This is a genomic window from Streptomyces sp. NBC_00038 (assembly GCF_026343635.1).
Lineage (GTDB): Bacteria > Actinomycetota > Actinomycetes > Streptomycetales > Streptomycetaceae > Streptomyces.
Window position 1 is genome coordinate 4,975,710 of record NZ_JAPELQ010000001.1, and the last position, 25,934, is coordinate 5,001,643.

Below are 25,934 nucleotides of genomic sequence, written 5' to 3' on the forward strand. Positions count from 1 at the left end.
CCTACGACTTGGTACTTGAATTCTTGAGCGAGCAGTCCTTGCAGAGGCCGAAGATCGCGAAGTGCTTCATGTCGGTCTCGAAGCCGAACGTCGCGCGGAGCTTCGCGGTGAACTCGGCGGCGACCGAGGTGTCGGCCTCGATCACGTTCTTGCACTCCCGGCACACCAGGTGGATGTGGTGGTGCCGGTCGGCCAGGTGGTACGTCGGGGCGCCGTGCCCGAGGTGCGCGTGGCTGACCAGACCGAGCTCTTCGAGGAGCTCCAGCGTCCGGTAGACCGTCGAGATGTTCACACCCGACGCCGTTCTGCGCACTTCGACCAGGATGTCGTCCGGGGTGGCGTGCTCCAGCGTGTCCACCGCTTCGAGCACAAGCTGCCGCTGCGGAGTCAGCCGGTAACCGCGCTGCCGCAGATCGCTCTTCCAGTCGGTGCTTACCACGCGCCCAGTGTAGGCCCGTGGCTAGACGGTCAGGATCTGTCGTACGCGCGTGACGATGTTCTCCAGGACGAAGGGCTTCGGCAGGAAGACCACCGGGACGTCGCGGCCGTCGTCGCGCAGGATGCGGGCGACCTCCAGGCTGTCGAAGTCCGGGAGGCGGATGTCGAGGACGACGAGGTCGGGGGGCTCGGCGTACGCGGTGTTCAGCGCGGCGACGCCGCTGGCGACGGCGGTGACGTCGAAGCCGGCCAGGCGGAACGTTTCCGCGAGCAGCTCGCGGACGGCGTGCTCGTCGTCGACGACGAGCACCTTGGCACTGGGGGCGCCGGGAGCGCCGTGGGTACCGCGGGAAACAGCTGTGGGGCCGGTCACTCCAGCAGAGTGACCCGCCCCGATCAGAACAGCCTGAAGTTCCTCTGTGCGCTGCCTAAGACCACCCGAAGCCGGGCCCCGGGCGAGTGCCTACGGGAAGGCCCCGGGCGAGTGCCTACTTGAAGAACGCGATGCCGTCGTCCGGCATGTCGTCCGGGAGGGCCTTGGCCCAGCGCTGGACGTCCTCCGGGGTGACGACCTTCTTCAGGTGCCCGGACATGTAGGGGCGGAGCTCGACCTCGGGGGTCTGCTTCTCGCCGACCCACATGAGGTCGCTCTTCACGTACCCGTAGAGCCGCTTGCCACCGGTGTACGGACCCGAAGCGGCGGTGCGCGCCACGGCGTCCGTGACCAGGTCGATCTGCGGCTGCTTGGCGGCCAGGTCGCCGTACCAGATCTCCACGACACCGTCGTCGCGGGTCATGACGACCTCGACCTTGCGGTCGGCGTCGATCCGCCAGAAGCCGGACTCGGTCTCCAGGGGCCTGACCTTGTTCCCGTCGGCGTCGAGGACCCAGGTGTGCGAGTGGTACTCCAGGAAGTCCCGCCCGTCGTGGGTGAAGGTGACCTCCTGCCCGAAGTTGCACTTCTCGGAGCCGGGGAAGTCGTGGACGCCCGCGCCGGCCCATGTGCCCAGCAGGAAGGCAATGGGGAGCAGGTCCTTGTGCAGGTCGGACGGGATCTCGATCATGAGCAGCTTTTCTTCGTGGTGGTCAGCGCTGGCCCTGGTACAGCTTCTTCACGGTCAGCCCGGCGAAGGCGAGAACGCCGACACAGACCAGGGCCAGCAGGGCTTCGAAGAATGCCTCAAGCACGGGGTGCTCCTCGGGTGACACGGTGAAGGCGGTACAGGGCCGGGCCCCAGCTTAGACGGCTGGGGCCCGGCCTTCTCTCTCAGGTCCGGGCTCAGTCGAGCAGCTGGCTCTGCAGGACCACCGTCTGCTGGAACGGGACGGCCTTCGCGGTGCCCTTGCGGGACTGCAGGACCACGGCGATGGTGTCCGCCGCCGAGAGGTAGGCCTGACGGACCTGTTCGGTGCCGTACGGCTTGGTCTCCACGAACGGGTAGCGCGTGACGTCGGGGACCTGGGCGTCCTCCGCGAACCCCGTGAACGCGGTGACCAGTTCGGTGCCGCGCGCCGCGTACACCGGGGAGTTGTAGCTGATGAGCTCGGTGGTAAGCAGCTCGTCTGCCACAGCCGCGGTGCCGAACTGCAGCAGGTAGATCCGCGTGTGCGTGCCGTCCGGCGTCGTCCAGCCGCGCGCCGCGATGTGCCGCAGCCCGTAGTCGGTCAGCAGCTGCCCTACGGCCTCCCCCTCCTGCTTAGTGGCGTACTCCGCCAGGAAGGTCTTCGTCGGCAGCCAGCCGTCCTCGCCGCTCAGCGCCGTGTCGGCCTTCGCGTCCTTCGGGGCGGGGAGCAGGAGCTTTCGCAGGTCGGCGTAGTGGGCGCCGGCCGCGTTCGCCTCGGCGAACGGCCCCGGGCTGCCGGAGGGCAGCGGCGGCTTGCTGATCGTCGGGTACTCCCAGCGCCCGTCCGGCTCGGTCGCCAGACCCGGTACGTCGGTGCGCTCCATCCGCGTGATGCCGTACGCCGCCGAGGTACCGACCGCCGCGAAGACCACGACGGCGGCGGTCCACCGCAGGACGGCACGGAGGACCCGGCGGTCCTTCTTCACCGGCGGGACGGGCTCGAAGACCATCGCGGGCGGTGCCTCGGGCATGGGCGGCAGGAGAACCTGCGCCTCCACCGGCGGCGGCTCTACCGCTGGCTGATCCGCGACCGGCGCCTGATCCTCGACCGGCACCGGCACCGGCGGCTCGGCCGGCTCGCCCTGCCCGGCCTGCTCACTCTGTTCGGTCGTCATACCGCCTCCCCCGGCTCCGCGATGCGGTCGAGCTGCTCGCGCAGCAGCGCGGCGACTCCCTTGGTGTCCAGTGGCTTGACCCCGTACGCGGTGGCGCTGACCAGCACGTCACCCTGGTAGGCGGAGCAGACCATCATGTCGAGCTTCTCGTCGGAGTCCGTGTCCGGCAGGAAGCACTCGGCGTTCTTGTAGCCCTCGATCTTCGGTCCCTTGCGGGAGGTGCCGAGGGCGTCGAAGAACTCGTTCTGGAACGTCGACATGCCCCGGACCGCCGACTTGTCCTCCATCTGCGCCAGCACGATGCTCACGGCGGAGACGCCGTCGGCGTAGCTGCGCATCGCCATGCCCTTGGTGCGCTGCTTGTCGATCTCCTTCTCCAGCTGCCGCCGCTCGGAACGGGGCAGATCGCTCAGCGCCTGCTTGCGCAGGGCCGCGGCCTGGGCCCCGCTGAGCGAGGCGTCGGAGCCGTACTCGGCGATGTCCGGACCCCGGGTCCAGCCGTCGGTGTCGTACGGCACGAGCATCGAGGCCAGTCCGGAGGCCGCCTTCGCCGTCTTGGCGTCGTCCTTCGCGGCCTTCGGGAAGGTCCAGGTGGGCGCGCCCGCGTCCCGGTCGGCGTCGCCGACGGTCACGACCGTGTAGCCGGCGCCCGCGACAACGGCACCGAGCAGCACCACGGAACCGGCGACGGCGGCGATACGGCCCCAGCGCACGGGCTTCTTGCCGGGCGCGGGTTGCGGTGTCTCGGGCGCGGAGTCCAGTACCTCCGGTACGGGCTCCACCGGGCCGAACTCGCCCACCGGCCCCGGGTTTACCGATTGCTCGATCTGCTCGCTCTGCTCGCTCACAGCCGTCCCACCTGCCGCTCGGCCAGGTCCATGATCTTCTTCTTGGAGATGGGCTTGGTGTCGTAGACCCAGATCTCCACGGCGATGTCACCGCGGTAGGCGTGCGCCTCGGCCTCGTACAGCGGCAGGTAGCCGGGATCCGTCTCGGCCTCGTTGTGGACGTACGCCATGCCGTCACGCGTGCCGGGAATGACCCAGCTGTCGGTGTCGTCCTTGTCCTGCGCCCAGTAGTGGCCGCCGTCGGCCGCCTCAGCGGCCGCGAGGAACTCCTCCTGCCGGTACTGAACGAGCCGGATGTCGACGGTGTACGTGTCGCCCACGCTCCAGCCGGTCTCGGCGACGCGCCGGAACTCCTCGCCGACCAGCTCCTCGAACGCGCCGTCCGGCTTCTCGAACATGTCCGCGTACTCGGCGATGTCCATCCAGCCGTCACCGGTGAGCCAGTCGGCGTCCTTCGCCCCCTTCGGCTTCGCCAGCAGCAGCTTGCGCAGGTCGCCGTCGGTCTTCACCTGGCGGTCCTGCGCGGCCGACAGGGGCTCGGGCCCCTCGCCCTTGGCCTGCGCAAGCACCGGCTGCGAGAGCGACGGCAACTTGGTGGGCTCGCGGTCGGCCTGGATCAGGAAACCGGCGCAGGTGCCGGCGACGAGCCCGAGCACCGCGGCGGTGGCGATCAACAGGGTCGTACGACCGCGTCGGCGTCGTCGCCCGGGAACGGGCACAACTTCAGGCACCTCGGATATCCCAGGTACCTCGGATATCCCAGGCTCTTCGGGTAGTTCGGGCACTTCGGGTACTTCCACAACGTCCCCCCACGAACGCGAAGCACGGATTCCGTATCCGCGCGCACAGGAGACTCATGGCCGGCACTTTGGGTTGCACGGGAGTTGATCACGGTTCGGACTACCGCCCGACTACGATTCGGGCATGGCGAAGAAGCTCGTGATCAAGGTGACGGCAGGGGCCGATGCGCCCGAGCGCTGCTCGCAGGCGTTCACGGTCGCGGCGGTGGCCGTGGCCAGCGGTGTCGAGGTGTCCCTGTGGCTGACCGGTGAGTCCGCGTGGTTCGCGCTGCCGGGCCGCGCCGCCGAGTTCGAGCTGCCGCACGCGGCGCCGCTGCCCGATCTGATCGACTCGGTTCTGGCGGCCGGCCGCGTCACCCTGTGCACGCAGTGCGCGGCCCGGCGCGAGATCACCGAGAAGGACGTCCTGAAGGGCGTACGCGTCGCGGGCGCCCAGGTGTTCGTGCAGGAGGCGATGGCGGAGGAGACGCAGGCGCTCGTCTACTGAGGCGTCTGTGTCTGCACCCACAGGCAGAACGGATGCCCCGCCGGGTCGAGAAGGACCCGTACGTCGTCCTGCGGCTGGTAGTCGGACAGCCTGGCGCCCTCGGCGAGGGCGCGGGCCGTCTCCGCCGCCAGGTCGTCCACCTCGATGTCGAGGTGGAGCATCATGCGCTGGTCGCCGGGGCCGGCGGGCCAGACCGGCGGGACGTAGCCGTGCGAGGTCTCGAACGCGAGCGCGGTGCCGCCCCCGGGCGGGCCGATCAGCATCCAGTCGGGCTCTTCCGCGCGGACCACGTAACCGAGGAGCCGCATGTAGAACCCGGCGAGCGCATGCGCGTCGGGTGCCTCGAACGCGACGGTGGACAGCCTCACGGGCGACATGGGTCCCTTCCTACAGCCGGGTCTCTTCCTACTGCCGCCGCTTCTTCCCGTCCAGCTCGTCCCACCAGTCGTCGGACTTGGGATCACCCGAGGGGTCGTCCCACCAGCGGTCGTCGGGTCCCCGCCGGTTGGCCGCCATCGCGGCCAGCGGCGGGATCACCATCGCCACCACACACATCCCCACGGCCACGGGAATCGACCAGAGCCGTACGACCGCCCAGGCCAGGACGAACAACCCGATGCACGTCCCCATCATGGCGAAGTACACGTGACGCCGTCGTGCGTACATACGTCCAGGGTAGGCCCGTGCACGCCAAAGGGCCGCGCCCCAGGGGGTGCGGCCCTTCAGCGTGCTTCGGTGGGTGTTTCGGTGCCGTCAGACGGCGATGGCGACCTCGGCGAGGCCGCCCGTCTGGGCGACGACCGTGCGGTCCGCGGTGCCTCCGGGGACCAGGGCCCGTACGGTCCAGGTGCCCTCCGCCGCGTAGAAGCGGAACTGGCCCGTCGCGGAGGTGGGGACCTCCGCGGTGAACTCGCCGGTCGAGTCCAGGAGGCGTACGTAACCGGTGACGGGCTCGCCGTCGCGGGTCACCTGGCCCTGGATCGTGGTCTCACCGGGCTTGATCGTCGAGGCGTCGGGGCCGCCGGCCTTCGCTCCACACATGTTTCGTTTCCGTCCTTCAGGCCTTGACTTCGAGGGTTACTTGTTGGCGCCGAGCTCGATCGGGACGCCGACCAGGGAGCCGTACTCGGTCCAGGAGCCGTCGTAGTTCTTGACGTTCTCCACACCGAGCAGCTCGTGCAGCACGAACCAGGTGAGCGCGGAACGCTCACCGATGCGGCAGTACGCGATCGTGTCCTTGGCGAGGTCGACCTGCTCCTCGGCGTAGAGCTCCTTGAGCTCGTCGTCCGACTTGAAGGTGCCGTCGTCGTTGGCGTTCTTCGACCACGGGATGTTGCGCGCGGACGGGACGTGACCCGGACGCTGCGACTGCTCCTGCGGGAGGTGGGCCGGCGCGAGCAGCTTGCCGCTGAACTCGTCGGGCGACCGCACGTCGACCAGGTTCTGCGAGCCGATGGCCGCCACGACGTCGTCGCGGAAGGCGCGGATCGCGGTGTTCTGGGCCTTGGCCTTGTAGTCGGTCGCGGCGCGCTCGGGCACCTCGACGACCAGGTCGCGGGAGTCGAGCTCCCACTTCTTGCGGCCGCCGTCGAGAAGCTTCACGTTCTCGTGGCCGTACAGCTTGAAGTACCAGTAGGCGTACGAGGCGAACCAGTTGTTGTTGCCGCCGTAGAGCACGACGAGGGTGTCGTTGCCGATGCCCTTCGCCGACAGGAGCTTCTCGAAGCCCTCCTGGTCGATGAAGTCACGGCGTACCGGGTCCTGGAGGTCCTTGGTCCAGTCGATCCGGATGGCGTTCTTGATGTGGTTCTTCTCGTAGGCGGACGTGTCCTCGTCGACCTCGACGATGGCCACGCTGGTGTCGTCCAGGTGGTCCTGGACCCAGTCGGCGTCTACCAGGACGTCGCTGCGGCTCATGCTTGTTCTCCTCCGGGGCAGTTGCGGCGGGGCGGTGCGTGTGGAGAGGGGTGCGCGGTCATGCCGTTGGCGGCTGTGCGGCGCAGGGGTGGCCCCGACGCAGGAGGTCGAAGGGCCCGGCTCGCGGAAGTAACGAGGCTTCCGCTCAGAAGGTGCGACAGAGCATGGCGGCGACGCGGCACAGGTCTACTGCCCGCCGCTTCGTGAGATCCGCCTGACGCTTCATGTGTCCGATCGTAGGGACGGACAGGCGGGCATGTCACCGGCGTGTCGGATGCTGAGACGCGATCGTCCGCGATATGGGATGAGTGGATCGACCGGGCCGTGTCCGTACGGTTTTCGGGCCCCTGTGCCCGTGTTGTATCCGCCATCACATCTGCTGGACGGACGGGAGCGTCTCGCTCTTCGGACGAGTAATCCGCCCGCGGGAGGCCCGGGAAGCCCGGGACCCTCCTACCCGACCAGCCTGATGTCCGAACCCTTCACCGAGATGTCGACGCCGTCCGCGGCCGCCTCGACCTTGTCGAGCTGGATGCCGCCGGGCAGTTCGTCGATCTTCTGCTCGAAGTCGGTGACCGAGCGGACCGTGTCCTCTGCGAGGTCGACGCCCAGGTTCGGCAGCGAGTCGGCGTGCACCTTCACCGTGTCGCCGTCGACGCTGACCGAGCTGAGCACGGAGACCGGCTGGGGCAGCTTGGTGCCGAGGACGGTCGCCTCGACGGAGACCTTGATCTTGCCGTTGCCGCCGTCGGAGAGGCCGACGACCTCGGCGGTGACGCCGGCCGTGACGTCCGTGGTCCCGGACTGGGCGGCCTTCAGCAGCTCGGCGTAGGAGATGGTCGCGGTGCCGGTGGCGGTGTTCGCGGTGGCGGAGCTGTAGTCGCCGCTGAAGACCACGCCGTGCATCTCGGCGTTGAGGTCGTCGATGCGGATGGTGCTGACGGCGTCGCCCGTGCCGGTCGTCGACGCCTCGTAGTCCTTGATGCCGATCTTCACGTCGTCGAACTCGCCACCGACGACCTGGGTGAGGAAGGGGAAGCCCTCGATGGACACGTCGGGGGTGCTGGCCAGGCCCTCGGTGGTCCTGATCCGGTCCGCCGCCTCGTCCTCCGCGAAACCGACCGCCACCCGGTCCGCGATGACGAACAGGCCGCCCAGGATGACGGCGACGATCAGGAATATTCGCAGTGCACGCATGCTCGGGGGTCCCCGTCTCGGCCAGGTCTCAACGACCTGAGTGGCCGTCCAGCGCGAGCCTAACCCTGAAGAGCCCCCGATTCGGGGGCTCTTCAGGACAGTTGTCGATCACCTGTGACGATCGGCCGGCGCCCGGCGGCTCAGCCGAAGGCGCGCCCCAGCAGGTAGACGGCAGGGGCCGCGACGGCCAGCGGAAGGGCGACGCCCGCGGTGAAGTGGACGAAGCGGGACGGGTAGTCGTAGCTGGCGACGCGATGGCCGACCAGTGCGCAGACACCCGCGCCGAGGCCGATGAAGGCGCCCTGCGTGCCGATGTCCGTCATCCCGCCGACCGCGATCCCGGCGCCGGTGGCGGCCAGCAGCGCCACCACCACGGAGGCCGCCGTGGGCAGCGGCAGCGCGCGGGCGAGAACCGCCACGGCGACCGCCGCGGCGCCCACCGTCACGGCGTCCGGCTCGGCGGCCAGAAACCCGGTCGCGACGATCGCCAGGGCCGCCGAGGCGACGGTCGCCATCAGCCCGGACATACGGGTGTCCGCGTCGGCGTGACTGCGCAGCTGAAGTACCAGGGTGAGCAGGACCCACACGCCCAGGGTGCCGAGGATCGCGGCGGGCGCGTTCTCCCGGCCCGCCACGAGCAGCGCCACGTCCGCCGTCAGCGCGCCCGCGAACGCCAGCGCGATGCCCTGCCGGGCCGGCCACATCCCGTTCAGCCGGAACCATCCGGCCGCGGTGACGGCCTGCAGCAGTACGAGGGGTACGACGAGGGCGTACTGCCCGACCGCCGCCGTACCGGAGAGCAGCAGCCCGAGCAGCGCGGTGAGCCCGGCGGGCTGGATCCCGGGTTCGATGATCGGCGACCGGCCCTCGGCACGGGCGCGCTGGGCGTCGGTGACTCGGGGGTTGCCGGTGATGGTCGGGGGGCCGTAGTCAGGGCCGCCGCTTCCGCTGTGGGCATGCGTTCCGCTCGGGGCGGAACGGGTGGGCACAGCGGAACCCGCGGCGCCGGGCTCCCTCTCCCACCCTCCGGCCGCGGCACCGGGCGCCTCATGAGCAGAGGGCTCGGGAGCAGGCGTCCACCCGTACCCCGGCGTCTCGGGCGGCAGAGGTTGCCCTACGGTTCCGTACCCCTGCGGGGGCAGATACGCCGTGTCCGCCGCGGTCACCGGGACGTGCGCCTGTGTCTCCCAGGTCTGCCCCTCCCACTGCTGCGTGTGCTGCTGCCACTCGGGCTGCGGCGCGGGCTGCTCGGGTTGCTGAGGGTGCTGGGGCTGCTGGGCTTGCTGATACGGGTCGTACCCCTCGTACGGGGAGTCGTACGAAGGCTCGTACGGGGGCTCATACGGCTGGTTGCTCATCGTCTCGGTCACCCTCCTGCGAACGGCGGGAGCACCTCGACCGTGCCGCCCTCGGCCAGCCGTACCGTCTCATGCCCGCGGGTCCCCACGGGGTCACCGTCGATGAGGAACGAGCATCGCTGCAGGACGCGGACGAGTTCGCCGGGGTGTCGCTCGCGGGCCGCGTCGAGCGCCTCGGCGAGGGTCTCGGCCTCGTACGGCTCCTCGGCGACGCCGGCGGCGGACTTGGCCGCGGCCCAGTAACGCACCGTGCCCTTTGCCATCACGTTCCTCGTCAATTCGGTGGTAGCTGTGAACACGGTCAGGCTAGCCCGCGTGGGTGGCGGCCCATTCCCCGATGCGGGCAAGGAGCTCGTCGTCGGCCGCGTGCTCGGCGTGACCCATTCCCCGCTCCAGCCACAGTTCGGCGTGCCCGTCGGCGGCGGCGGCCAGCATCCGCGGGTGGTCCACGGGGAAGTAGCCGTCGATGTCCCCGTGGACGATCAGCAGCGGCGTCGGCGCGATCAGGGGGACGGACTCGACCGGGGAGGCGGGGACCGGGTCCCAGCCGCGGCCGTGGATCCGGGTGTGCAGGTAGCAGCGGGTGACGGCGCGGCCCATCGGCTGGGTCACCAGCCAGTGCACGCGCCGCATGGGGGCCGTCCCCCGGTAGTACCAGCGGGCCGGTGCACTCACCGAAACCACCGCGTCCGTACGCGCCTCCGTGCGCCCCCCGTGCTCCTGCCCCGCCGCTCCGTACAGCGCCGCGTGCCGCAGCACCACGGAACCGCCCATCGAGAAGCCGACGGTCACCACCCGTTCGTGCCCGAGTTCCCGCGCCCAGGCGACCACGGCGGCCAGATCGTGGACCTCGCGGTCGCCGACGGTGGACCGGCCGCCGGATCTGCCGTGGCCACGGAAGGAGAACGTGACGACCGCCGCATTCCGGGCCAGCGCGTCCGCCGCGCGGCGGACGTGCGGCCGGTCCAGATCGCCCGTGAAACCGTGCGCGACGACGATCGCCAAGTCACCGGATGGCCGCGTTCCGGGGTCGTACGCCGCATCGATCGTGATCCCGTCGACCGTGCGCAGAAACCTCCGCAAAGGGGTGCGCCGGGTCGTCTCAAGGGATGGACGAAGGGAAGATCCCGTGACTTGACCTGCCGGACCTGAGCTCATGTGGGCTATTCTGACGGCCAGAGGACTCGGGCAGAGTAGCCCCCGGGTCCTTTTGTGCATTCTTAACCGTTGTATACGAAGCGGGAAACCGCAGGTGTACGAAGGCGACGAACGCATAGCGGCTCCCAGGGGCGCGGGAGACGCAAGTACCGAGCAGTGCCGCAAACGTCCTCGCAGGGACCGAGGAGGAACCGACGTTATGGGCAAGCGAACCGTGCATGACCTTGTGACGACGACCCAGGCAGGTGGGGCGCGATGAGTTCTCTTCTGCTCCTGACCAATGCCCTTCAGCCGTCGACGGAGGTGCTTCCCGCTCTCGGCCTGCTCCTGCACAACGTGCGAGTGGCCCCGGCGGAAGGCCCCGCTCTCGTCGACACCCCGGGTGCCGACGTCATCCTGATCGACGGACGCCGTGATCTCCCCCAAGTGCGCAGCCTTTGCCAGCTGTTGCGCTCCACGGGACCCGGCTGTCCGCTCATCCTCGTCGTGACGGAGGGCGGCCTCGCGGCCGTCACCGCCGACTGGGGAATCGACGATGTCCTGCTGGACACCGCCGGTCCGGCCGAGGTCGAGGCGCGGCTGCGTCTCGCCATGGGCCGGCAGCAGATCGTCAACGACGACTCCCCCATGGAGATCCGCAACGGCGACCTCTCCGTGGACGAGGCGACGTACAGCGCGAAGCTCAAGGGCCGGGTCCTCGACCTGACCTTCAAGGAGTTCGAGCTCCTCAAGTACCTCGCGCAGCACCCGGGCCGCGTGTTCACGCGCGCCCAGCTGCTGCAGGAGGTCTGGGGCTACGACTACTTCGGTGGTACGCGGACGGTCGACGTCCACGTACGACGGCTGCGCGCGAAGCTCGGCATCGAGCACGAGTCGCTGATCGGGACCGTCCGGAACGTCGGTTATCGATTCGTTACGCCGGAGAAGGTGGACCGCGCCACGGACGAGGCGAAGGCCAAGTCGGCCCAGCCAAAGCCGGAGGATGCGGACGAGACGGCGCACCTCGACGCCGTCGACTCCGCGGAGGCCACAGCTCCGGCACAGGAAGTCGCCGTACGCCCTGCCCAGGGGTAGGTCCATCCGCGTAGACTCCGCGCGTGGCCAAGGTAACTCGGGATGATGTGGCGCGGCTGGCGGGTACTTCGACCGCCGTGGTCAGCTATGTCATCAACAATGGACCGAGGCCGGTTGCCCCGGCCACGCGCGAGCGCGTTCTCGCCGCGATCAAGGAGCTGGGGTACCGGCCCGACCGGGTCGCCCAGGCCATGGCATCACGGAGGACCGAGCTCATAGGCCTGATCGTGCCGGACGCACGCCAGTCCTTCTTCGGGGAGATGGCGCACGCGGTCGAACAGGCCGCCGCCGAGCGCGGAAAAATGGTGCTGGTCGGCAACTCCGACTACATCGCCGAGCGTGAGGTCCACTACCTCCGCGCATTTCTCGGCATGCGGGTCTCCGGGCTGATCCTCGTCAGCAACGCGCTCAACGACAACGCGGCCGCCGAGATCGATGCCTGGGACGCCCGCGTGGTGCTGCTGCACGCGCGGCCCGAGGCCATGGACGACGTCGCGGTCGTCACGGACGACATCGGCGGCGCCCAGCTCGCCACCCGCCATCTGCTGGAGCACGGGTACGAGTACGTCGCCTGTCTCGGCGGTATCGCGGAGACCCCCACCGTCGGCGACCCGGTCTCCGACCACGTCGAGGGCTGGCAGCGCGCGATGCAGGACGCCGGGATCCCCACGGAGGGCCGGCTCTTCGAGGCGCCGTACAACCGCTACGACGCGTACCAGGTCGGCCTTCAGCTGCTTGCCGGGCCCGATCGGCCTCCGGCCATATTCTGCTCCACCGACGACCAGGCGATCGGCGTGCTGCGGGCGGCTCGCGAGCTGCGTATCGATGTTCCCGGGCAGCTGGGTGTGGTCGGCTTCGACGACGTCAAGGAAGCGGCGTTGACGGATCCGCCTATGACGACTATCGCGTCCGACCGGTCCGCGATGGCCCGGGCCGCGGTCGATCTTGTGCTTGATGACGGGCTGCGGGTTGCCGGGTCCCGGCGGGAGCGGGTGAAGGTGTTTCCTTCGCGGTTGGTCGTACGCAGGTCCTGCGGCTGCGAGTAGCTCCGCTGGGGGGTCGATTTTGGCTGCGGGTGCGCTGTGGCTGGTCGCGCAGTTCCCCGCGCCCCTAAAGGGGCCGAACCCCTGTTTTCTGGGCTCCCGGCGTCTTTATATCGGGCATACGAGCTTCTATCGGGGTTCTCAGCGGGCGCTCAGGGAGCTCTCATGATGGGGCGACAGGCTCTGTTCCATGACCGAGAGCTTCCGCCGCAGCGGCGAGTACGAGCACCCCCAGCAGGGCGACGAGTCCGGGTATGTTCAGGGTAACCAGCAGCCCGCGTACCCCCAGCAGCAGCACGCTTCCTCCCCCGTGAACCCCGAGTGGCCGCCCCCGCCGGCGCACCAGCCGGCCGAGCCCGTCGCCGTGGAGCCGGGCACCACCGTATGGCCGGGCTCCGGCTCCGGTCAGGGTGGCGACGGCGGCCAGGGCGGGGGCGCCTTCGGCGGCTACCCCGAGCCGGACGCGGCGAGCACCGCCGTACTCACGGCCGAGCCCGTGCCCCCCACCCACCACACCCCGAAGAAGCGCGCGAAGGGTCCGCTGGCCCTCCTCGCCGCCGTGGCGATAGTCGCCGCGGCCATCGGCGGCGGCACCGCGTACGGCATCCAGGAGCTGACCGGCACCGACACCGTGTCGAGCAGCACCAGCACCAGCGTCGTACCCACCGCCGACAAGGGCACCGTCGCCGGCGTCGCCAAGGCGGTCAGCCCGAGCATCGTCGAGATCACCGCCTCCTCGAACGCCGGTGAGGCCACCGGTTCCGGCGTGATCATCACCTCCGACGGCGAGATCATCACCAACAACCACGTCGTCTCGGGCGCCTCCTCGATCAAGGTGCAGCTGAGCAACGGCAAGTCGTACACCGCGAGCGTCGTCGGCACCGACAGCGCGAAGGACCTCGCGCTGATCAAGCTGGAGGACGCGCCCTCCGGTCTGACGGTCGCGACGCTCGGCGACTCCGCGGGCGTCCAGGTCGGCGACCAGGTCGTCGCGATCGGCTCCCCCGAGGGCCTGACCGGCACCGTCACCAGCGGCATCGTCTCCGCCCTCAACCGTGACGTGACCGTCTCCACGGACGAAAGCCAGAGCCAGGGGCAGAGCGGCGGCAGTGGCGGCCAGTGGCCGTTCGAGTTCGGCGGCCAGCAGTTCAACGGCGACACCGGCTCGTCCACGACGACGTACAAGGCGCTCCAGACGGACGCGTCCCTCAACCCCGGCAACTCCGGCGGCGCCCTCATCGACATGAACGGCAACATCATCGGCATCAACTCCGCGATGTACTCCGCCGCGGACGCCACGAGTTCGTCGAGCGCGGGCAGCGTCGGCCTCGGCTTCGCCATCCCGATCAACACCGTCAAGTCCGACCTGGCCACCCTGCGCGCCGGCGGCTCTGACAGCTGAGCCGCCCCCCGGGGGCCGTGAGCAAGGAGTTCGACATGATCCAGCAGATCAAGCAGGTTTCGCACAGCACCGTCGGCAGCGACCCGGCCGGGCTCGGCCTGGCCCTGGAAGTTGCCCGTCAGCTGCACGCGCCGGTGAGCCGGGCTCCTGAGGTGTCCACGGCCGCCGCCCGCCGGTCCCGCCGGGCCCCTGCCCGCCGCCGTACCGTCGTACGAGGCTGATGCCCCGTCCGTCCATGGGGCTGATCCTTTTCGGCCCTACGACGCAGCCCGGAAACGTGCGAGGCTGAAAGCGACCGGCCCCGTCCCACCGCACCCGAGGAACCCGAGCCCATGAGCCCCGCCGAAGGCGACCGTGAAACCCAGCGCATCCTGATCGTCGACGACGAGCCGGCTGTACGTGAAGCACTCCAGCGCAGCCTCGCCTTCGAGGGATACGACACCCAGGTCGCCGTCGACGGAGCGGACGCGCTGGAGAAGGCGACTGCGTACCAGCCCGACCTGGTCGTCCTCGACATCCAGATGCCGAGGATGGACGGTCTGACGGCCGCCCGCCGCATGCGCGGCGCGGGCACCACCACCCCCATCCTCATGCTCACCGCGCGCGACACCGTCGGCGACCGCGTCACCGGGCTCGACGCCGGCGCCGACGACTACCTCGTCAAGCCCTTCGAACTCGACGAACTCTTCGCCCGCGTCCGCGCGTTGCTGCGCCGCAGCTCGTACGCGGCCGCCGCGGTCGGTGCCCCCGAGGACGACGCCCTCACCTTCGGCGACCTGCGCATGGACCTCGCGACCCGTGAGGTCACGCGCTCCGGCCGCCAGGTGGAGCTGACCCGCACGGAGTTCACCCTCCTCGAGATGTTCCTCGCCCACCCGCGCCAGGTCCTCACCCGCGAGCAGATCCTGAAGGCGGTCTGGGGCTTCGACTTCGAGCCGTCCTCCAACTCCCTCGACGTGTACGTCATGTACCTGCGCCGGAAGACCGAGGCGGGCGGCGAGCCGCGCCTTGTGCACACGGTGCGGGGTGTGGGGTATGTGCTGCGGTCGGGCGGCGCGGAGTGAGGAGCGTGGTACGCCGGTTCCGCTCCCTCCCCATCCGGTCGCGGCTGGCGATGCTGGTCGCCGCGGCGGTGGCGTTCGGGGTGGCGGCGGTTTCGGTCACCTGCTGGTTCATCGTGCAGGGGAAGCTGTACGACGAGATCGACAACGATCTGGAGTCGCAGAAGGGCCCCTTGTCGTACACGCAGGTCCAGGAGGCCATCAACAACTGCGGCCAGGACCCGACGACCACCAGCAACTACCGCAGGCAGTCCGAGTACTACTGGCAGGTGGTGAAGGCCGACGGCACGGTCTGCGCCCTCGACCTCTCCGCGGGCACGGTGAAGGTCTCCAGCAGCGACAAGGACTACGCCAAGAACCCGGATCTCGAGAGCGTCACGCTCCGGAACGGGACCGACAGCGACGGCAAGTCCGTTCGGGTGATGACGATGCCGCTCGTCATCATGAATCCTCCCACCAACGGCGGGGGCCAGTCCCTGGCCCAGGACGCCGCCGTGGTCGTTGCCTTCCCTCTCAAGGGCACGGAGTCGACCCTCAACGAGTTGGCCCTGCTGCTGCTCCTCGTCTCCGGCATCGGAGTCGTCGGCGCCGGAGCCACGGGCCTGGCGGTGGCCCGCGCGGGTCTCCGCCCGGTCGACAAGCTCACCGAGGCGGTCGAAGAGGTCGCCCGCACGGAGGACCTGTCCATCCGCATCCCCGTCGAAGAGGACAGCGAGGACGAGATCGCCCGTCTCTCCCGCTCCTTCAACTCGATGACCGCGTCGCTGGCGAACTCCCGCGAGCTGCAGCAGCAGCTCATCGCGGACGCGGGCCACGAACTCCGCACCCCCCTCACCTCCCTCCGCACCAATGTCGAGCTCCTCGCCCGCAGCGAGGAGACGGGCCGGGCGATCCCCCCGGCCGACCGCAAGGCCCTCCTCGCCTCCGTCACGGCGCAGATGACCGAACTGGCCGCACTGATCGGTGACCTGCAGACGCTGTCGCGTTCGGACGCGGGTCACCAGGCGGACCGGCTTCAGGTGGTCGCGCTCCAGGAAACGGTGGAGTCGGCGCTCCGAAGGGCGCGGCTGCGCGGCCCGGAGCTGACGATCAGGGCGGACATCCAGCCCTGGTACGTACGGGCGGAGCCGTCCGCCCTGGAGCGGGCCATCGTGAACATCCTCGACAACGCGGTGAAGTTCAGCCCGCCCGGCGAGGCCATCGACGTGGTCCTCAAGGACGGCGAACTCACCGTCCGCGACCACGGCCCCGGCATCCCCACCGAGGATCTCCCCCACGTCTTCGACCGCTTCTGGCGCTCCCCGAGCGCACGAGCGCTGCCGGGCTCGGGCCTGGGCCTGTCGATCGTCGCGCGTACGGTGCAGCAGTCGGGCGGCGAGGTGTCCCTGACGCCCGCCCAGGGCGGCGGCACGGTGGCGACGATCCGGCTGCCGGGGGCGCCTACGCCTCCGCCCGAGGTGCAGTAACCAAGCGGAGCGAGGCGTCGCACTTCTGGATGTTCCACGTAAATCCGGCCGGAGCTGTGCAGGATGTGGAGCACCGGCGAAGGGTGCGGGCGTGGTGCTCAAGGGGCGGGTCGGGGAGCGGCATGCGCTCGAACGGTTCGTGGGGGATCTTCGTGAAGGTCTGAGCGGCGTGGTGGTGCTGCGGGGCGACGCGGGGATCGGGAAGACCGTGTTGCTGGAGCACGCGGCGGACGCGGCATCGGACTTGAGGGTCGTACGGGTCGCGGGGGTCGAGCCGGAGGCCGCCGGGTTCGCCTTCGCCGCTCTGCACCGGCTGCTCATCCCCCTGTTGGGCGGGCTCGACGGGCTCAAGGAGTCCGGGGCGCTGCCCGCCAGTCAGCACGAGGCCCTGCGGGTGGCGTGCGGGCTGGCCGACGGGCCGCCCGCCGACCGGTTTCTCGTCGGGCTCGCGGCGCTCACGGTGTTCGCCGAAGTCGCCAAGCAGCGGCCGGTGTTGTGCTGTGTGGACGACGCTCAGTGGCTCGACGGCGAGTCGCTGGGCGTACTGGCCTTCTTGGCGCGGCGGGTGCATGCCGAGGGAGTGGGGCTGCTGTTCGCCGCGCGGACCGGGTTCGAGGTGCCCGCGGGGCTGCCCGTCACCGAAGTGGGCGGGCTGGAGGACGAGTTCGCGCTCCAGGTCCTGACCGAGGCCGTCCCCGGGCCGCTCGACGCCCGGGTCGGCGCGCGCATCCTCGCCGCCACGGGCGGAAACCCTCTCGCACTGACCGACCTCGGGCAGGAGCTGTCCGCCGACCAGCTCTCCGGAGGGCTCGCACTGCCCGAACCACTGCCCGTGGGCGGCCGGTTGGAGGAGCACTACCTCCGGCAGGTGCACGAACTGCCGGGGCCCGCGCAGACCTGGCTGCTGCTCGCCGCGGCCGAGCCGGGCGGCGACCTCGGGTACGTCACGAGCGCGGCGCGGCACCTCGGCATCGGCCCCGAGGACTCCGGGCCCGCCGAGGCCGTACGGCTGGTGGCGCTGCGGGCCACCGTGGGGTTCCGGCATCCGCTGGTGCGGTCCGCGGTGTACGGCGGTGCCACCAGCGTGGCGCGGCGGCGCGTACACCGTGCGCTGGCCGAGGTCACCGACCGGCCCGCGGACACCGACCGGCGGGCCTGGCACCTCGCGGCGGCCGCGATCGGACCGGACACGGAGGTGGCCGCCGAGGTGGAGCGAGCCGCGGACCGGGCGGGGGCGCGCGGCGGACACGCGGCCCGCGCCACCTTCCTGACCCGGGCCGCCGAGCTGACCCCCGAGGCCGAGGTCCGGGCCGGGCGGTTGCTGGCGGCGGCCGAGGCCGCGTTCACCGGCGGAGCGCTGCTGCAGGCCCGGACGCTGCTGGACACCGTCGGCCTGGAGCTTCTCGGCGACGTGCCGCGAGGCCGCGCGCTGCTCGTGCGTGCCGGTGCCCTCAACGGCCTGGGCGAGCCCGACTCGCACGCCAAGGCGGCGACGCTGTGCCTGGCGGCCGCGGCGGCCTTCGGCCGGCAGGCACCGGAGCTCGCCCGCGAAGCACTGCTGCGGGCCGCGCAGTGGGCGCTCACGGCCCGCCACCTCGCCCCCGAGGCAACGCCCACCGACATCGCCGCGGCCGCGCTGGCCCGGGCCCGCGTTCCCGGCCCGCCGACACCGGTCGACCGCCTGCTGCACGCTTTTGCCGTGCTCGCCACCGAGGGCTACGAACAGGCCGTTCCCCATCTGCGCGGCGCCCTCGACGCACTGCTCGCCGCGGACACCAGCGACGAGGAACTCCTGCACGGGTACCAGCTGGGCGTCTGGTTCTCCACCATGCTCTGGGACCACGAGACACGTTCCGCCCTGCTCCGGCGTGCCGACGCCGTCGCACGCGGGGCCGGCGCCCTGTGGCATCTCAACATCATCCTGTTCTGCGCGGCCATGGCCGAGACCACCCTCGGCCGGCTGCCCTCCGCCGACGCCCTGGCGGCCGAGGGCCATCAGGTCCGCGCGGCAATGGGGGCGACCACCCCCCAATGGGAGGTCTACCAGCATCCCGAACTGCTCGCCTGGCACGGGGGCGTCGACCGGCTCGACGAGACTCTCCGCAGATCGGTCAAGTCGGCGAGGGCGCTCGGCAACGGCGTGATGGAGTCCATCACCGGCATCGGCATGACGATCCACGCCCTGAGCCGCGGCGACTACGCCGAGGCCCGCACCATCGCGCACGAGCTGGTCGAGCAGGATGTGCTCGCGGTGCACTCCCGCCTCCTCCCCCACCTGGTCGAGGCGGCCGTACGCTCGGGCGACCGCGTCCTGGCCACCGCCACTCTGCGGACGCTCACGTCCCGGGCCACGGCTTCCGGTACCCCGTGGGCCCTTGGCCTGCTGGCCCGCTCGCAGGCCCTCCTCGCCCCGCCGGGCGAAGCCGAGCCGCTGTACCGGGAGGCGGTCACCCTGCTGTCCGGCACCCGCGCCCGCGCCGATCTCGCCGTCGCCCATCTCCTCTACGGCGAGTGGTTGCGCCGCCGCAAACGCCGCAAGGACGCGCGCGAGCAACTGCGTACGGCGGTGGGGATGTTCGACGGGATGCGCGCCACCGGGTTCGCGGCACGCGCCGCCCAGGAGCTGGCCGCCACCGGGGAGCGCCCGCAGCGCGGGACGACCGGGGCGGCGAGCGCGCTCACCCCGCAGGAGCTCACCATCGCGCGGCTCGCCAAGGGCGGCGCGACCAACGCCGAGATCGCCGCCCAGCTCTTCATCAGCGCGAGCACGGTCGACTACCACCTGCGGAAGGTGTTCCGGAAGCTCGACGTCACGTCCCGGCGGCAACTGGGCGGGGCCGCGGACCTCTGACCCGGTTCACGACTACGCGCTCCACGTGATTCGGGCACCCCCCGCTCCCGCCGACGATCGGGTGGTCGCATCCGAATCCGCAGACGGGAGCACCCCCGCATGCCCTATGTCACCGCCGCAGACGGAGCCCAGATCCACTACAAGGACTGGGGTCGCGGCCGTCCGGTCGTGCTCAGCCACGGCTGGCCGCTGAACGCGGACAGCTGGGAGGCGCAGCAGTTGTTCCTTGCCTCTAACGGTTTCCGGGCCGTCGCCCACGACCGGCGCGGGCACGGCCGCTCCACCCAGACCTGGCACGGCAACGAGATGAACACCTACGCCGACGACCTCGCCACCCTCATCGACACCCTCGACCTGCGCGACGCGACGCTCGTCGGCTTCTCCACCGGGGGCGGCGAGGTAGCCCGTTACGTCGGCCGGCACGGCACCGCCCGGATCGCGCAGCTCGTGCTCGTGTCCGCCGTACCGCCGTACATGCTGAAGACCGACGACAACCCCGGCGGCGTACCGGTCGAGGCGTTCGACGCGATCCGCGCCGGTTCGCTCGCCGACCGCTCGCAGCTGTACCGGGACCTGGCCGACGGCCCGTTCTTCGGGAACAACCGGCCCGGCGCCAATGTCTCCCAGGGTGTCCGGGACGCCTTCTGGCTGCAGAGTCTGCAGGCCGGGCACCGGAGCGCGTACGAATGCGTCGCGGCCTTCTCCGCCACCGACTTCCGCGCCGACCTGGACGCCTTCGACGTACCCACGCTCGTCATCCACGGCGACGACGACCAGGTCGTGCCCTTCGAGGTCGGCGGCAAGGCCTCGGCGGCCCGCATCAAGAACGCGACGCTGAAGGTCTATCCGGGCGCGCCGCACGGCATCACCGACACCCACAAGGACCAACTCGGTGCCGATCTCCTCGAGTTCCTCAACTCCTGACTGCCAGGTCCCTGGCAGTCCCGAACCGGAAGGAACCACGCCTTGACCTCCGAGACCTCCAACGCCCACCCCCGCCGCCGCGTCCTCGGCGGGCTGCTCGCCGCCGGCACGTTCACGCTCACCGGCGCCGCCGCGACCACGGCCTCGGCCACCCCCCGTACGGGCTCGGGCCCGAAGCCCACCGTCGTCCTCGTCCACGGCGTCTTCGCCGACGCCTCCGGCTGGAACGCGACCATCGCCCGCCTCCAGAAGGCCGGCTTCCCGGTCATCGCCCCCGCGAACCCCCTGCGGGACCTGGCGCTCGACTCGGCGTACGTCTCCAGCGTCATCGACACGATCCCCGGGCCGGTCGTCCTGGTCGGCCACTCCTACGGCGGCGAGGTCATCACCAACGCAGGGCGCGGGCACGCCAATGTGAAGGCCCTGGTGTACGTCGGTGCCTTCGCGCCCGACGAGGGCGAGAGCGCGCTGCAGCTGGCCGGCATGTTCCCGGGGAGCCAGTTGCAGGGTGCGCTGGTGACCCGCCCGTTCCCGTTGCCGGTCCCCCTGCCGGACGGCACCCGCGACGGGCTCGACGGATACATCGATCCGGCGAAGTTCCACGACGTCTTCGCCCAGGACCTGCCGCCGGCCACGACCCGGGTGATGGCGGCGGCCCAACGACCGGGCAGTGTGGGCGGGTTGGCGGCCGGCAGCGGCGTACCGGCGTGGAAGAGCCTGCCGTCCTGGTTCGTGATCCCCACCGCCGACCACGTGATCCCGCCCGCGCTCCAGCGCTTCATGGCCGAGCGCGCCAACAGCACGACAGTCGAGGTCAAGGGCGCCTCGCACGTCGTGATGATGTCCCGCCCGGACGTCGTGGTCCGCCAGATCCTGGCCGCCCACCGCGCCACCGTCTGACCGACGCACCGCCCGACCGGAAGGAAAACCAATGAGCAGTGCACCACCGGACACCATCGTCCTGATCCACGGCTTCTGGGTCACGCCCCGCAGCTGGGAGCACTGGGCCGACCGCTACGAGAAGCAGGGCTACCGCGTCCTCGCGCCCGCCTACCCCGGCTTCGAGGTGGAGGTCGAGTCCCTGAACGCCGACCCGGCCCCGATCGAGAAGATCACCGCCCCGCAGATCATCGAGAGCTTGGCGAACGTGGTCCGCGGACTCGAAAGGCCGCCGATCCTGATCGGCCACTCGGCGGGCGGGGCGTTCACGCAGGTCCTGCTCGACCACGGCTTCGGCGCGGCCGGAGTGGCCATCAATTCGGCGCCCACCGAGGGCGTTTCGGTGGTCCCGCTGACCCAGGTGAAGTCCACGTTCCCCGTGCTCAAGAACCCGGCCAACCACCACAAGGCGGTCGGTCTGACCCACGACGAGTGGCACTACGCGTTCACCAACACGTTCACCGAGGAGGAGTCGCAGGCGCTGTACGAGCGTTACGCGATCCCCGCGTCGGGCCGCATCCTGTGGAACAGCGTGCTGGCCAACCTCCAGCCCGGCCACCAGGACATCTGGGTGAACTACCACAACGACGAGCGGGCGCCGCTGCTGTTCCTCTCCGGCGAGCTGGACCACCTGATGCCGCCCAAGGTCCAGGCGTCCAACGCCAGGCACTACAAGTCGGACACCGTCACCGAGGTGAAGGTGTATCCGGGTCAGCCGCACCTGATGCCGGCCTCCCCGGGCTGGGAGGAGATCGCGGACTACGCGCTTTCATGGGCGCTGGCCCACGCCAAGTAGCGCCGTACGGATCGCCGGGGCGGCTCGCACGGGCCGTCCCCAGCCCAGGGAGGGAACCGCACATGAGAGAGGTCCGCATCACCCACATAGGCGGTCCGACCACCCTGATCGAGGCCGGCGGCTGGCGCCTGCTCACCGACCCCACCTTCGACCCGCCGGGCAACCGCTACGCGTTCGGCTGGGGAACCTCCTCGCGCAAGACCGCGGGACCGGCCCTCAGCACCGCCGAACTCCCCCCGATCGACGCCGTTCTGCTCAGCCACGACCACCACGGCGACAACCTGGACACCGCCGGACGCGCCCTGCTGCCGTCCGCCGGCATCGTGCTGACGACCCGGGCCGGCGCCCGCCGCCTCGGCGGCAACGCACGGGCCCTGGCCCCGTGGACCACGTACCGCCTGGAATCCCCCTCGCGCCCGACGATCGAGATCACGGCCACGCCCGCCCGCCACGGACCCCCGCTGTCCCGCCCGGTCACCGGAGAGGTGACGGGCTTCGCCCTGGCCTGGGAGGGCCAGCGCCACGGGGTGCTGTGGATCTCGGGCGACACGGTCCTGTACGAGGGCGTACGAGAGGTCGCGCGCCGCTTCGACGTGGGCACGGCCCTGCTGCACCTGGGCGGTGTGCGCTTCCGGCTGACGGGCCCGGTCCGCTACTCGATGACGGCCGCCGAGGCCATCGAGCTGTGCCGCCTGCTCGGCCCGCACACCGCCCTCCCCGTCCACTACGAGGGCTGGCTCCACTTCCAGGAGAACCGCGCGGCCGTCGAACGCCGGCTGGCCGCGGCCCCCGCCGACATCAGGGACCGCTTCCGCTGGCTGCCGGCCGGGACGGGGGTGGACATCGGCGTGTGAGGGGAGGCCGGCCCCAGCCGACCGGGAGGGCGACCCCCAGCCTCCCCACACCCCTCTCCAAGCTCTCCCACAGCCCCCCGTTACACGTTTGCAGGATGGCGCGGAAGATCCTGCTGGCCGATGACGACGAGGCCGTACGAGAGGGGCTCGACAGACTGCTCAGGTTCGAGGGGTACGAGACCGTCCTCGCCGGGGACGGCCGGGAGGCCCTCGATCTGGTCGCCGGGGTGGACGAGCTGCCCGATCTGGTGCTGATGGACGTCACCATGCCGGTCCTCGACGGGCTGGCCGCGACGCGGCGGATCAGGGCCTCCGGGTCCACCGTGCCCATCCTGATGATCACCGGCCGGGGCGCAGTCGGCGACCGTATCGTCGCCCTCGACAACGGCGCCGACGACTACCTGATGAAGCCCTTCGCGACCGAGGAGCTCCTCGCGCGGGTACGGGCGCTGCTGCGCCGCAGCCCCGAGCGGAAGCCGGCCGCGCCGCGCCCCGGCGACCGGCTCGCCTTCGAGGACGTCGCCATGGACCTGCGCGCCCACACGGTGACCCGCGACGGCCGGCCCCTCGACCTCACCAAGACCGAGTACGGCCTCCTCGAGTACCTGCTCCGGCACCCGGCCAAGGTCCTCAGCCGCGCCCAGATCCTCAAGGCGGTGTGGGGCTTCGACTTCGAGCCGGCCTCCAACACGCTGGACGTGTACGTGATGTATCTGCGCCGGAAGATGGAGCGCCGGGGCGGACCCCGGCTCATCCACACCGTGCGGGGGCTGGGCTACACGCTCCGGACGCCCGAGGCCGAGGCGTCCTCGGGCAGGTGCACGACGCCCGGCGCACGCGGGATCACGTAACCCCCGAGCGCTGGGGCGGCCGAGCGCCCCAGCACCATCGTCGACTCGGACCGCGCCACCCCCGAGCCGCCCAGCTCGGGCGTCGCCAGTCGCGCGTACGCCCCGCCCCGCTCCATCAGCTCCTGGTGCGTGCCCTCCTCCACCAGCCGTCCGCCGTCCACGACGAGGATGCGGTCGGCGTCGGGGGCGAGGCTCAGATCGTGCGTGATCATGATGGTCGTACGGCCCGCCATCAGGCGTCGCAGCGGCTTCACCACCCGGCGCGCGGCGACCGAGTCGAGGCCGGTGGTGGGCTCGTCGAGGACGAGGACGGGGGCGCCGCGCAGCATGGCGCGGGCGATGGCGATGCGCTGGAGCTGGCCGCCGGAGAGGGTGGCCGTGCCGGGTGCGATCTCCGTGTCGTAGCCGTCGGGGAGCGCATGGATGAAGTCGTGGGCGAAGGCGTCGGCCGCGGCCCGCTCGATGTCGGCCGTGGAGGCTCCCGGCCGTCCGCACCCGATGTTCTCGCGGATCGTGCCGTTCAGGATGAGGGTCTCCTGTGGCAGCAGCGCGACGTTCTCGCGCAGGAACTCCAGGGGTACGTCGGTCAGCGGGACTCCGTCCAGGCAGATCACGCCCGAGGAGGGGTCGTAGAAGCGGGTGAGGAGTTTGGAGAGCGTCGATTTTCCGGCGCCGCTCGGGCCGGTGACGATGACGAGTTCGCCGGGTGCTGCGGTGAAGGTCACGTCTTGGAGGGACTCGCGCTCGGCGCCGGGGTAGCGGAACGAGGTGTTGTGGAGGCTGACCCAGCCGCGTACGGGCCAGGCCCGGACGGGGTCGGCGGGGTCGGTGACGGCGGGCTCGGTGTCCAGGATCTCCTGCAGGCGCTCGGCACCGGCCGTGGCGGCGGTGAGCGTCAGGCCGAGCTGGCCGAGGCTGCGGATCGGCGGATACAGGTAGCCGAGGAAGGCGGCGAAGGCGAGCAACTGGCCCAGCGACATGCGCCCCTGGGCGATCTCCCAGACGCCCAGGCCGATCACCGTGAGCACGCACAGCGTCTCGACGACCTCGACGAACTGCTCGTACATCTCGCTCGCCCGCGCCCCGCGCACGCTGGCCCGCATCCAGGCCCGAGCTTCCGTGTCGAGCCGCTTCTCCTCGGCGCTGCGGCGGTTGTACGCCTGGGTGAGCACGATGTTGCCGAGGGACTCCTCGACGACGGAGGTGATCGCGCCGTCGGCGGCGCGCTCCTCCTGGGACGACTTCTTGATGCGGCCGGCGAAGCGGCGTGCGGCGAGGAGGAAGAGGGGGGCGAGGAGGAAGGTGACGAGGGCGAGGTCCCAGCGGAGCCAGAGGGCTGCGGCGGCGTAGAAGACGGCCGAGAAGGCGGCGGAGACGGTGCCGACGACGCCGGAGACGACCATCTGCTCGATGGCTTCGACGTCTCCGGTGAGGCGTTCGACCAGGTCGCCCTGGCGGTGCTTCTGGAAGAAGTCGGGGGGCAGGTCCTGGACGTGCCGGAAGATACTCGCACGGAGTCTCAGGACGAACCTCTCGGCGGTCCACACGGCGAGCGAGTTGCCCAGGTAGCCGACGATCGCGCCGAGCACGGCGACGGCGAGCCAGGTACCGGCCGGTCCCCAGAACGCACGGAGCAGACCGCGCTGCAGTGCGTGGTCGGTGAGATTCGCGAACAGCAGGATCGAGGCGGTCTCGGCGAGTGCGGCCACGATCACGCAGGCGATGATCAGCACCAGCCATTTACGGTCACCGCGTGTCAGCGGCCAGAAGCGTGCGAACGCCTCGCGGACTTCCCGCATGTCGGCTCAAATCTCCTTTCCGGTCCGGAACACAACCTGGGCCCTGTCCGGAACACGACCGGGGCCCTGTCCGGAACATGGCCGAGGCGGGGTCTCCGGAGAATTCCGGAGACCCCGCCTCGTAGCGGCTGCTAGCGGCCCTGCTGGCCCACGGGGCGCTTCGGCGCGGGCTTCTTCGCGGCCGGCTTCTTCGGCGCGGGCTTGGGGGCGGCCTTCTGGTTCTTCTTGACCGGGGTGATCTTGTGGAAGCTCATGGCGTTCTCCCTTTTTCGCTGCGATGACTCTGCGGTGAATTCCTTTTGCCGTAAGCCCTGTTCGCTTTCGACATGGAAAACACTACGGGACACCGAACCCCGAAATCGCCAATTCGCCTTAGACCTCGATGAATTGCACCTGAAAACAATTTTCAGCTCGGAGCGGGAACCAACCCAC

At 70.6% G+C, this 25,934-nt stretch carries 30 protein-coding genes; 13 read left to right on the forward strand and 17 right to left on the reverse strand.

Features of this window, described 5'->3' with window-relative positions; genetic code table 11:
• Position 1: 1 nt before the first annotated feature.
• The 6 genes from OG219_RS22400 to OG219_RS22425 all read right to left on the reverse strand — a co-directional run bounded on the left by OG219_RS22400 (position 2) and on the right by OG219_RS22425 (position 4,256).
• Positions 2 to 439: a Fur family transcriptional regulator gene (locus OG219_RS22400; RefSeq protein ID WP_266829174.1), complete on the reverse strand. Its 438-nt coding sequence runs from the start codon at positions 437 to 439 to the stop codon at positions 2 to 4.
• A 21-nt stretch (positions 440 to 460) separates the two neighbouring features.
• The gene (locus OG219_RS22405; RefSeq protein ID WP_266829176.1) at positions 461 to 811 is read right to left on the reverse strand and encodes a response regulator transcription factor; all 351 of its coding nucleotides are present in this window, start codon (positions 809 to 811) and stop codon (positions 461 to 463) included.
• 115 nt (positions 812 to 926) lie between these two features.
• Entirely contained in the window at positions 927 to 1,502 is a 576-nt protein-coding gene (locus OG219_RS22410) for an FABP family protein (RefSeq protein ID WP_266829178.1), read from the reverse strand.
• 215 nt (positions 1,503 to 1,717) lie between these two features.
• A complete protein-coding gene (locus OG219_RS22415; protein ID WP_266836185.1) occupies positions 1,718 to 2,533 on the reverse strand; it encodes a hypothetical protein in 816 nt (271 codons plus the stop codon).
• Positions 2,534 to 2,673: 140 nt separating this feature from the next.
• A complete protein-coding gene (locus OG219_RS22420; RefSeq protein ID WP_323183353.1) occupies positions 2,674 to 3,459 on the reverse strand; it encodes a hypothetical protein in 786 nt (261 codons plus the stop codon).
• A gap of 62 nt (positions 3,460 to 3,521) precedes the next feature.
• Complete coding sequence (locus tag OG219_RS22425) at positions 3,522 to 4,256, reverse strand: hypothetical protein (protein ID WP_323183291.1); 735 nt, start codon at positions 4,254 to 4,256, stop codon at positions 3,522 to 3,524.
• A 193-nt stretch (positions 4,257 to 4,449) separates the two neighbouring features.
• On the opposite strand from OG219_RS22425, the gene OG219_RS22430 reads away from it, so the two are divergent.
• Positions 4,450 to 4,812, forward strand: a complete 363-nt coding sequence (locus OG219_RS22430; protein WP_266829180.1) for a DsrE family protein — start codon at positions 4,450 to 4,452, stop codon at positions 4,810 to 4,812.
• Here the strand turns inward: OG219_RS22430 and OG219_RS22435 are convergent.
• The 9 genes from OG219_RS22435 to OG219_RS22470 all read right to left on the reverse strand — a co-directional run bounded on the left by OG219_RS22435 (position 4,806) and on the right by OG219_RS22470 (position 10,442).
• Entirely contained in the window at positions 4,806 to 5,189 is a 384-nt protein-coding gene (locus OG219_RS22435) for a VOC family protein (protein ID WP_266829182.1), read from the reverse strand. The two genes, OG219_RS22430 and OG219_RS22435, sit on opposite strands and share 7 nt — an antisense overlap.
• A 28-nt stretch (positions 5,190 to 5,217) precedes the next feature.
• Positions 5,218 to 5,478 carry a DUF3099 domain-containing protein gene (locus OG219_RS22440; RefSeq protein ID WP_266829184.1) on the reverse strand — a complete coding sequence of 87 codons (261 nt, stop codon included), beginning with the start codon at positions 5,476 to 5,478 and terminating at the stop codon, positions 5,218 to 5,220.
• Positions 5,479 to 5,565: 87 nt separating this feature from the next.
• Positions 5,566 to 5,853, reverse strand: coding sequence for a DUF1416 domain-containing protein (locus OG219_RS22445; RefSeq protein WP_054232391.1), 288 nt, complete (start codon positions 5,851 to 5,853; stop codon positions 5,566 to 5,568).
• A 36-nt stretch (positions 5,854 to 5,889) separates the two neighbouring features.
• Entirely contained in the window at positions 5,890 to 6,729 is an 840-nt protein-coding gene (locus OG219_RS22450; protein ID WP_266829186.1) for a sulfurtransferase, read from the reverse strand.
• Positions 6,730 to 6,874: 145 nt separating this feature from the next.
• Positions 6,875 to 6,955 carry a putative leader peptide gene (locus OG219_RS48265; RefSeq protein ID WP_350310325.1) on the reverse strand — a complete coding sequence of 27 codons (81 nt, stop codon included), beginning with the start codon at positions 6,953 to 6,955 and terminating at the stop codon, positions 6,875 to 6,877.
• A 227-nt stretch (positions 6,956 to 7,182) separates the two neighbouring features.
• Positions 7,183 to 7,926, reverse strand: coding sequence for a DUF2993 domain-containing protein (locus OG219_RS22455; protein WP_266829187.1), 744 nt, complete (start codon positions 7,924 to 7,926; stop codon positions 7,183 to 7,185).
• A 140-nt stretch (positions 7,927 to 8,066) separates the two neighbouring features.
• Positions 8,067 to 9,284: a hypothetical protein gene (locus OG219_RS22460; RefSeq protein WP_266829189.1), complete on the reverse strand. Its 1,218-nt coding sequence runs from the start codon at positions 9,282 to 9,284 to the stop codon at positions 8,067 to 8,069.
• Positions 9,285 to 9,292: 8 nt separating this feature from the next.
• Complete coding sequence (locus tag OG219_RS22465) at positions 9,293 to 9,547, reverse strand: MoaD/ThiS family protein (RefSeq protein ID WP_266829191.1); 255 nt, start codon at positions 9,545 to 9,547, stop codon at positions 9,293 to 9,295.
• A 43-nt stretch (positions 9,548 to 9,590) separates the two neighbouring features.
• A complete protein-coding gene (locus tag OG219_RS22470; RefSeq protein ID WP_266829193.1) occupies positions 9,591 to 10,442 on the reverse strand; it encodes a S9 family peptidase in 852 nt (283 codons plus the stop codon).
• 255 nt (positions 10,443 to 10,697) lie between these two features.
• On the opposite strand from OG219_RS22470, the gene OG219_RS22475 reads away from it, so the two are divergent.
• The 12 genes from OG219_RS22475 to OG219_RS22530 all read left to right on the forward strand — a co-directional run bounded on the left by OG219_RS22475 (position 10,698) and on the right by OG219_RS22530 (position 23,703).
• Positions 10,698 to 11,516, forward strand: a complete 819-nt coding sequence (locus tag OG219_RS22475; protein ID WP_266829195.1) for a response regulator transcription factor — start codon at positions 10,698 to 10,700, stop codon at positions 11,514 to 11,516.
• A gap of 23 nt (positions 11,517 to 11,539) precedes the next feature.
• Positions 11,540 to 12,562, forward strand: coding sequence for a LacI family DNA-binding transcriptional regulator (locus tag OG219_RS22480; protein WP_266829197.1), 1,023 nt, complete (start codon positions 11,540 to 11,542; stop codon positions 12,560 to 12,562).
• A gap of 187 nt (positions 12,563 to 12,749) precedes the next feature.
• Positions 12,750 to 13,961, forward strand: coding sequence for a S1C family serine protease (locus OG219_RS22485; RefSeq protein WP_266829199.1), 1,212 nt, complete (start codon positions 12,750 to 12,752; stop codon positions 13,959 to 13,961).
• A gap of 35 nt (positions 13,962 to 13,996) precedes the next feature.
• Positions 13,997 to 14,182: a hypothetical protein gene (locus OG219_RS22490; protein ID WP_266829201.1), complete on the forward strand. Its 186-nt coding sequence runs from the start codon at positions 13,997 to 13,999 to the stop codon at positions 14,180 to 14,182.
• A gap of 111 nt (positions 14,183 to 14,293) precedes the next feature.
• Complete coding sequence (locus OG219_RS22495) at positions 14,294 to 15,025, forward strand: response regulator transcription factor (RefSeq protein WP_266459274.1); 732 nt, start codon at positions 14,294 to 14,296, stop codon at positions 15,023 to 15,025.
• Entirely contained in the window at positions 15,022 to 16,488 is a 1,467-nt protein-coding gene (locus OG219_RS22500) for a HAMP domain-containing sensor histidine kinase (RefSeq protein ID WP_266829203.1), read from the forward strand. The genes OG219_RS22495 and OG219_RS22500 overlap by 4 nt, the downstream gene beginning before the upstream one ends.
• A gap of 91 nt (positions 16,489 to 16,579) precedes the next feature.
• Entirely contained in the window at positions 16,580 to 19,339 is a 2,760-nt protein-coding gene (locus OG219_RS22505; RefSeq protein WP_266829205.1) for a LuxR family transcriptional regulator, read from the forward strand.
• 99 nt (positions 19,340 to 19,438) lie between these two features.
• Complete coding sequence (locus tag OG219_RS22510) at positions 19,439 to 20,263, forward strand: alpha/beta fold hydrolase (RefSeq protein WP_266829207.1); 825 nt, start codon at positions 19,439 to 19,441, stop codon at positions 20,261 to 20,263.
• A gap of 42 nt (positions 20,264 to 20,305) precedes the next feature.
• Complete coding sequence (locus OG219_RS22515; RefSeq protein ID WP_266829209.1) at positions 20,306 to 21,163, forward strand: alpha/beta fold hydrolase; 858 nt, start codon at positions 20,306 to 20,308, stop codon at positions 21,161 to 21,163.
• Between the two features lie 31 nt (positions 21,164 to 21,194).
• Positions 21,195 to 21,998 (forward strand): alpha/beta hydrolase, encoded by an 804-nt coding sequence (locus tag OG219_RS22520; protein ID WP_266829211.1) that lies wholly within the window; start codon positions 21,195 to 21,197, stop codon positions 21,996 to 21,998.
• 62 nt (positions 21,999 to 22,060) lie between these two features.
• Complete coding sequence (locus OG219_RS22525) at positions 22,061 to 22,852, forward strand: MBL fold metallo-hydrolase (RefSeq protein ID WP_266829213.1); 792 nt, start codon at positions 22,061 to 22,063, stop codon at positions 22,850 to 22,852.
• 95 nt (positions 22,853 to 22,947) lie between these two features.
• Complete coding sequence (locus OG219_RS22530) at positions 22,948 to 23,703, forward strand: response regulator transcription factor (RefSeq protein ID WP_266829215.1); 756 nt, start codon at positions 22,948 to 22,950, stop codon at positions 23,701 to 23,703.
• Here the strand turns inward: OG219_RS22530 and OG219_RS22535 are convergent.
• Together OG219_RS22535 and OG219_RS22540 are read right to left on the reverse strand one after the other, a co-directional pair.
• Positions 23,628 to 25,502, reverse strand: a complete 1,875-nt coding sequence (locus tag OG219_RS22535) for an ABC transporter ATP-binding protein (RefSeq protein WP_266829217.1) — start codon at positions 25,500 to 25,502, stop codon at positions 23,628 to 23,630. The genes OG219_RS22530 and OG219_RS22535 overlap by 76 nt on opposite strands.
• 131 nt (positions 25,503 to 25,633) lie before the next feature.
• Positions 25,634 to 25,756 (reverse strand): hypothetical protein, encoded by a 123-nt coding sequence (locus OG219_RS22540; protein ID WP_266829219.1) that lies wholly within the window; start codon positions 25,754 to 25,756, stop codon positions 25,634 to 25,636.
• Between the last annotated feature and the right edge of the window lie 178 nt (positions 25,757 to 25,934).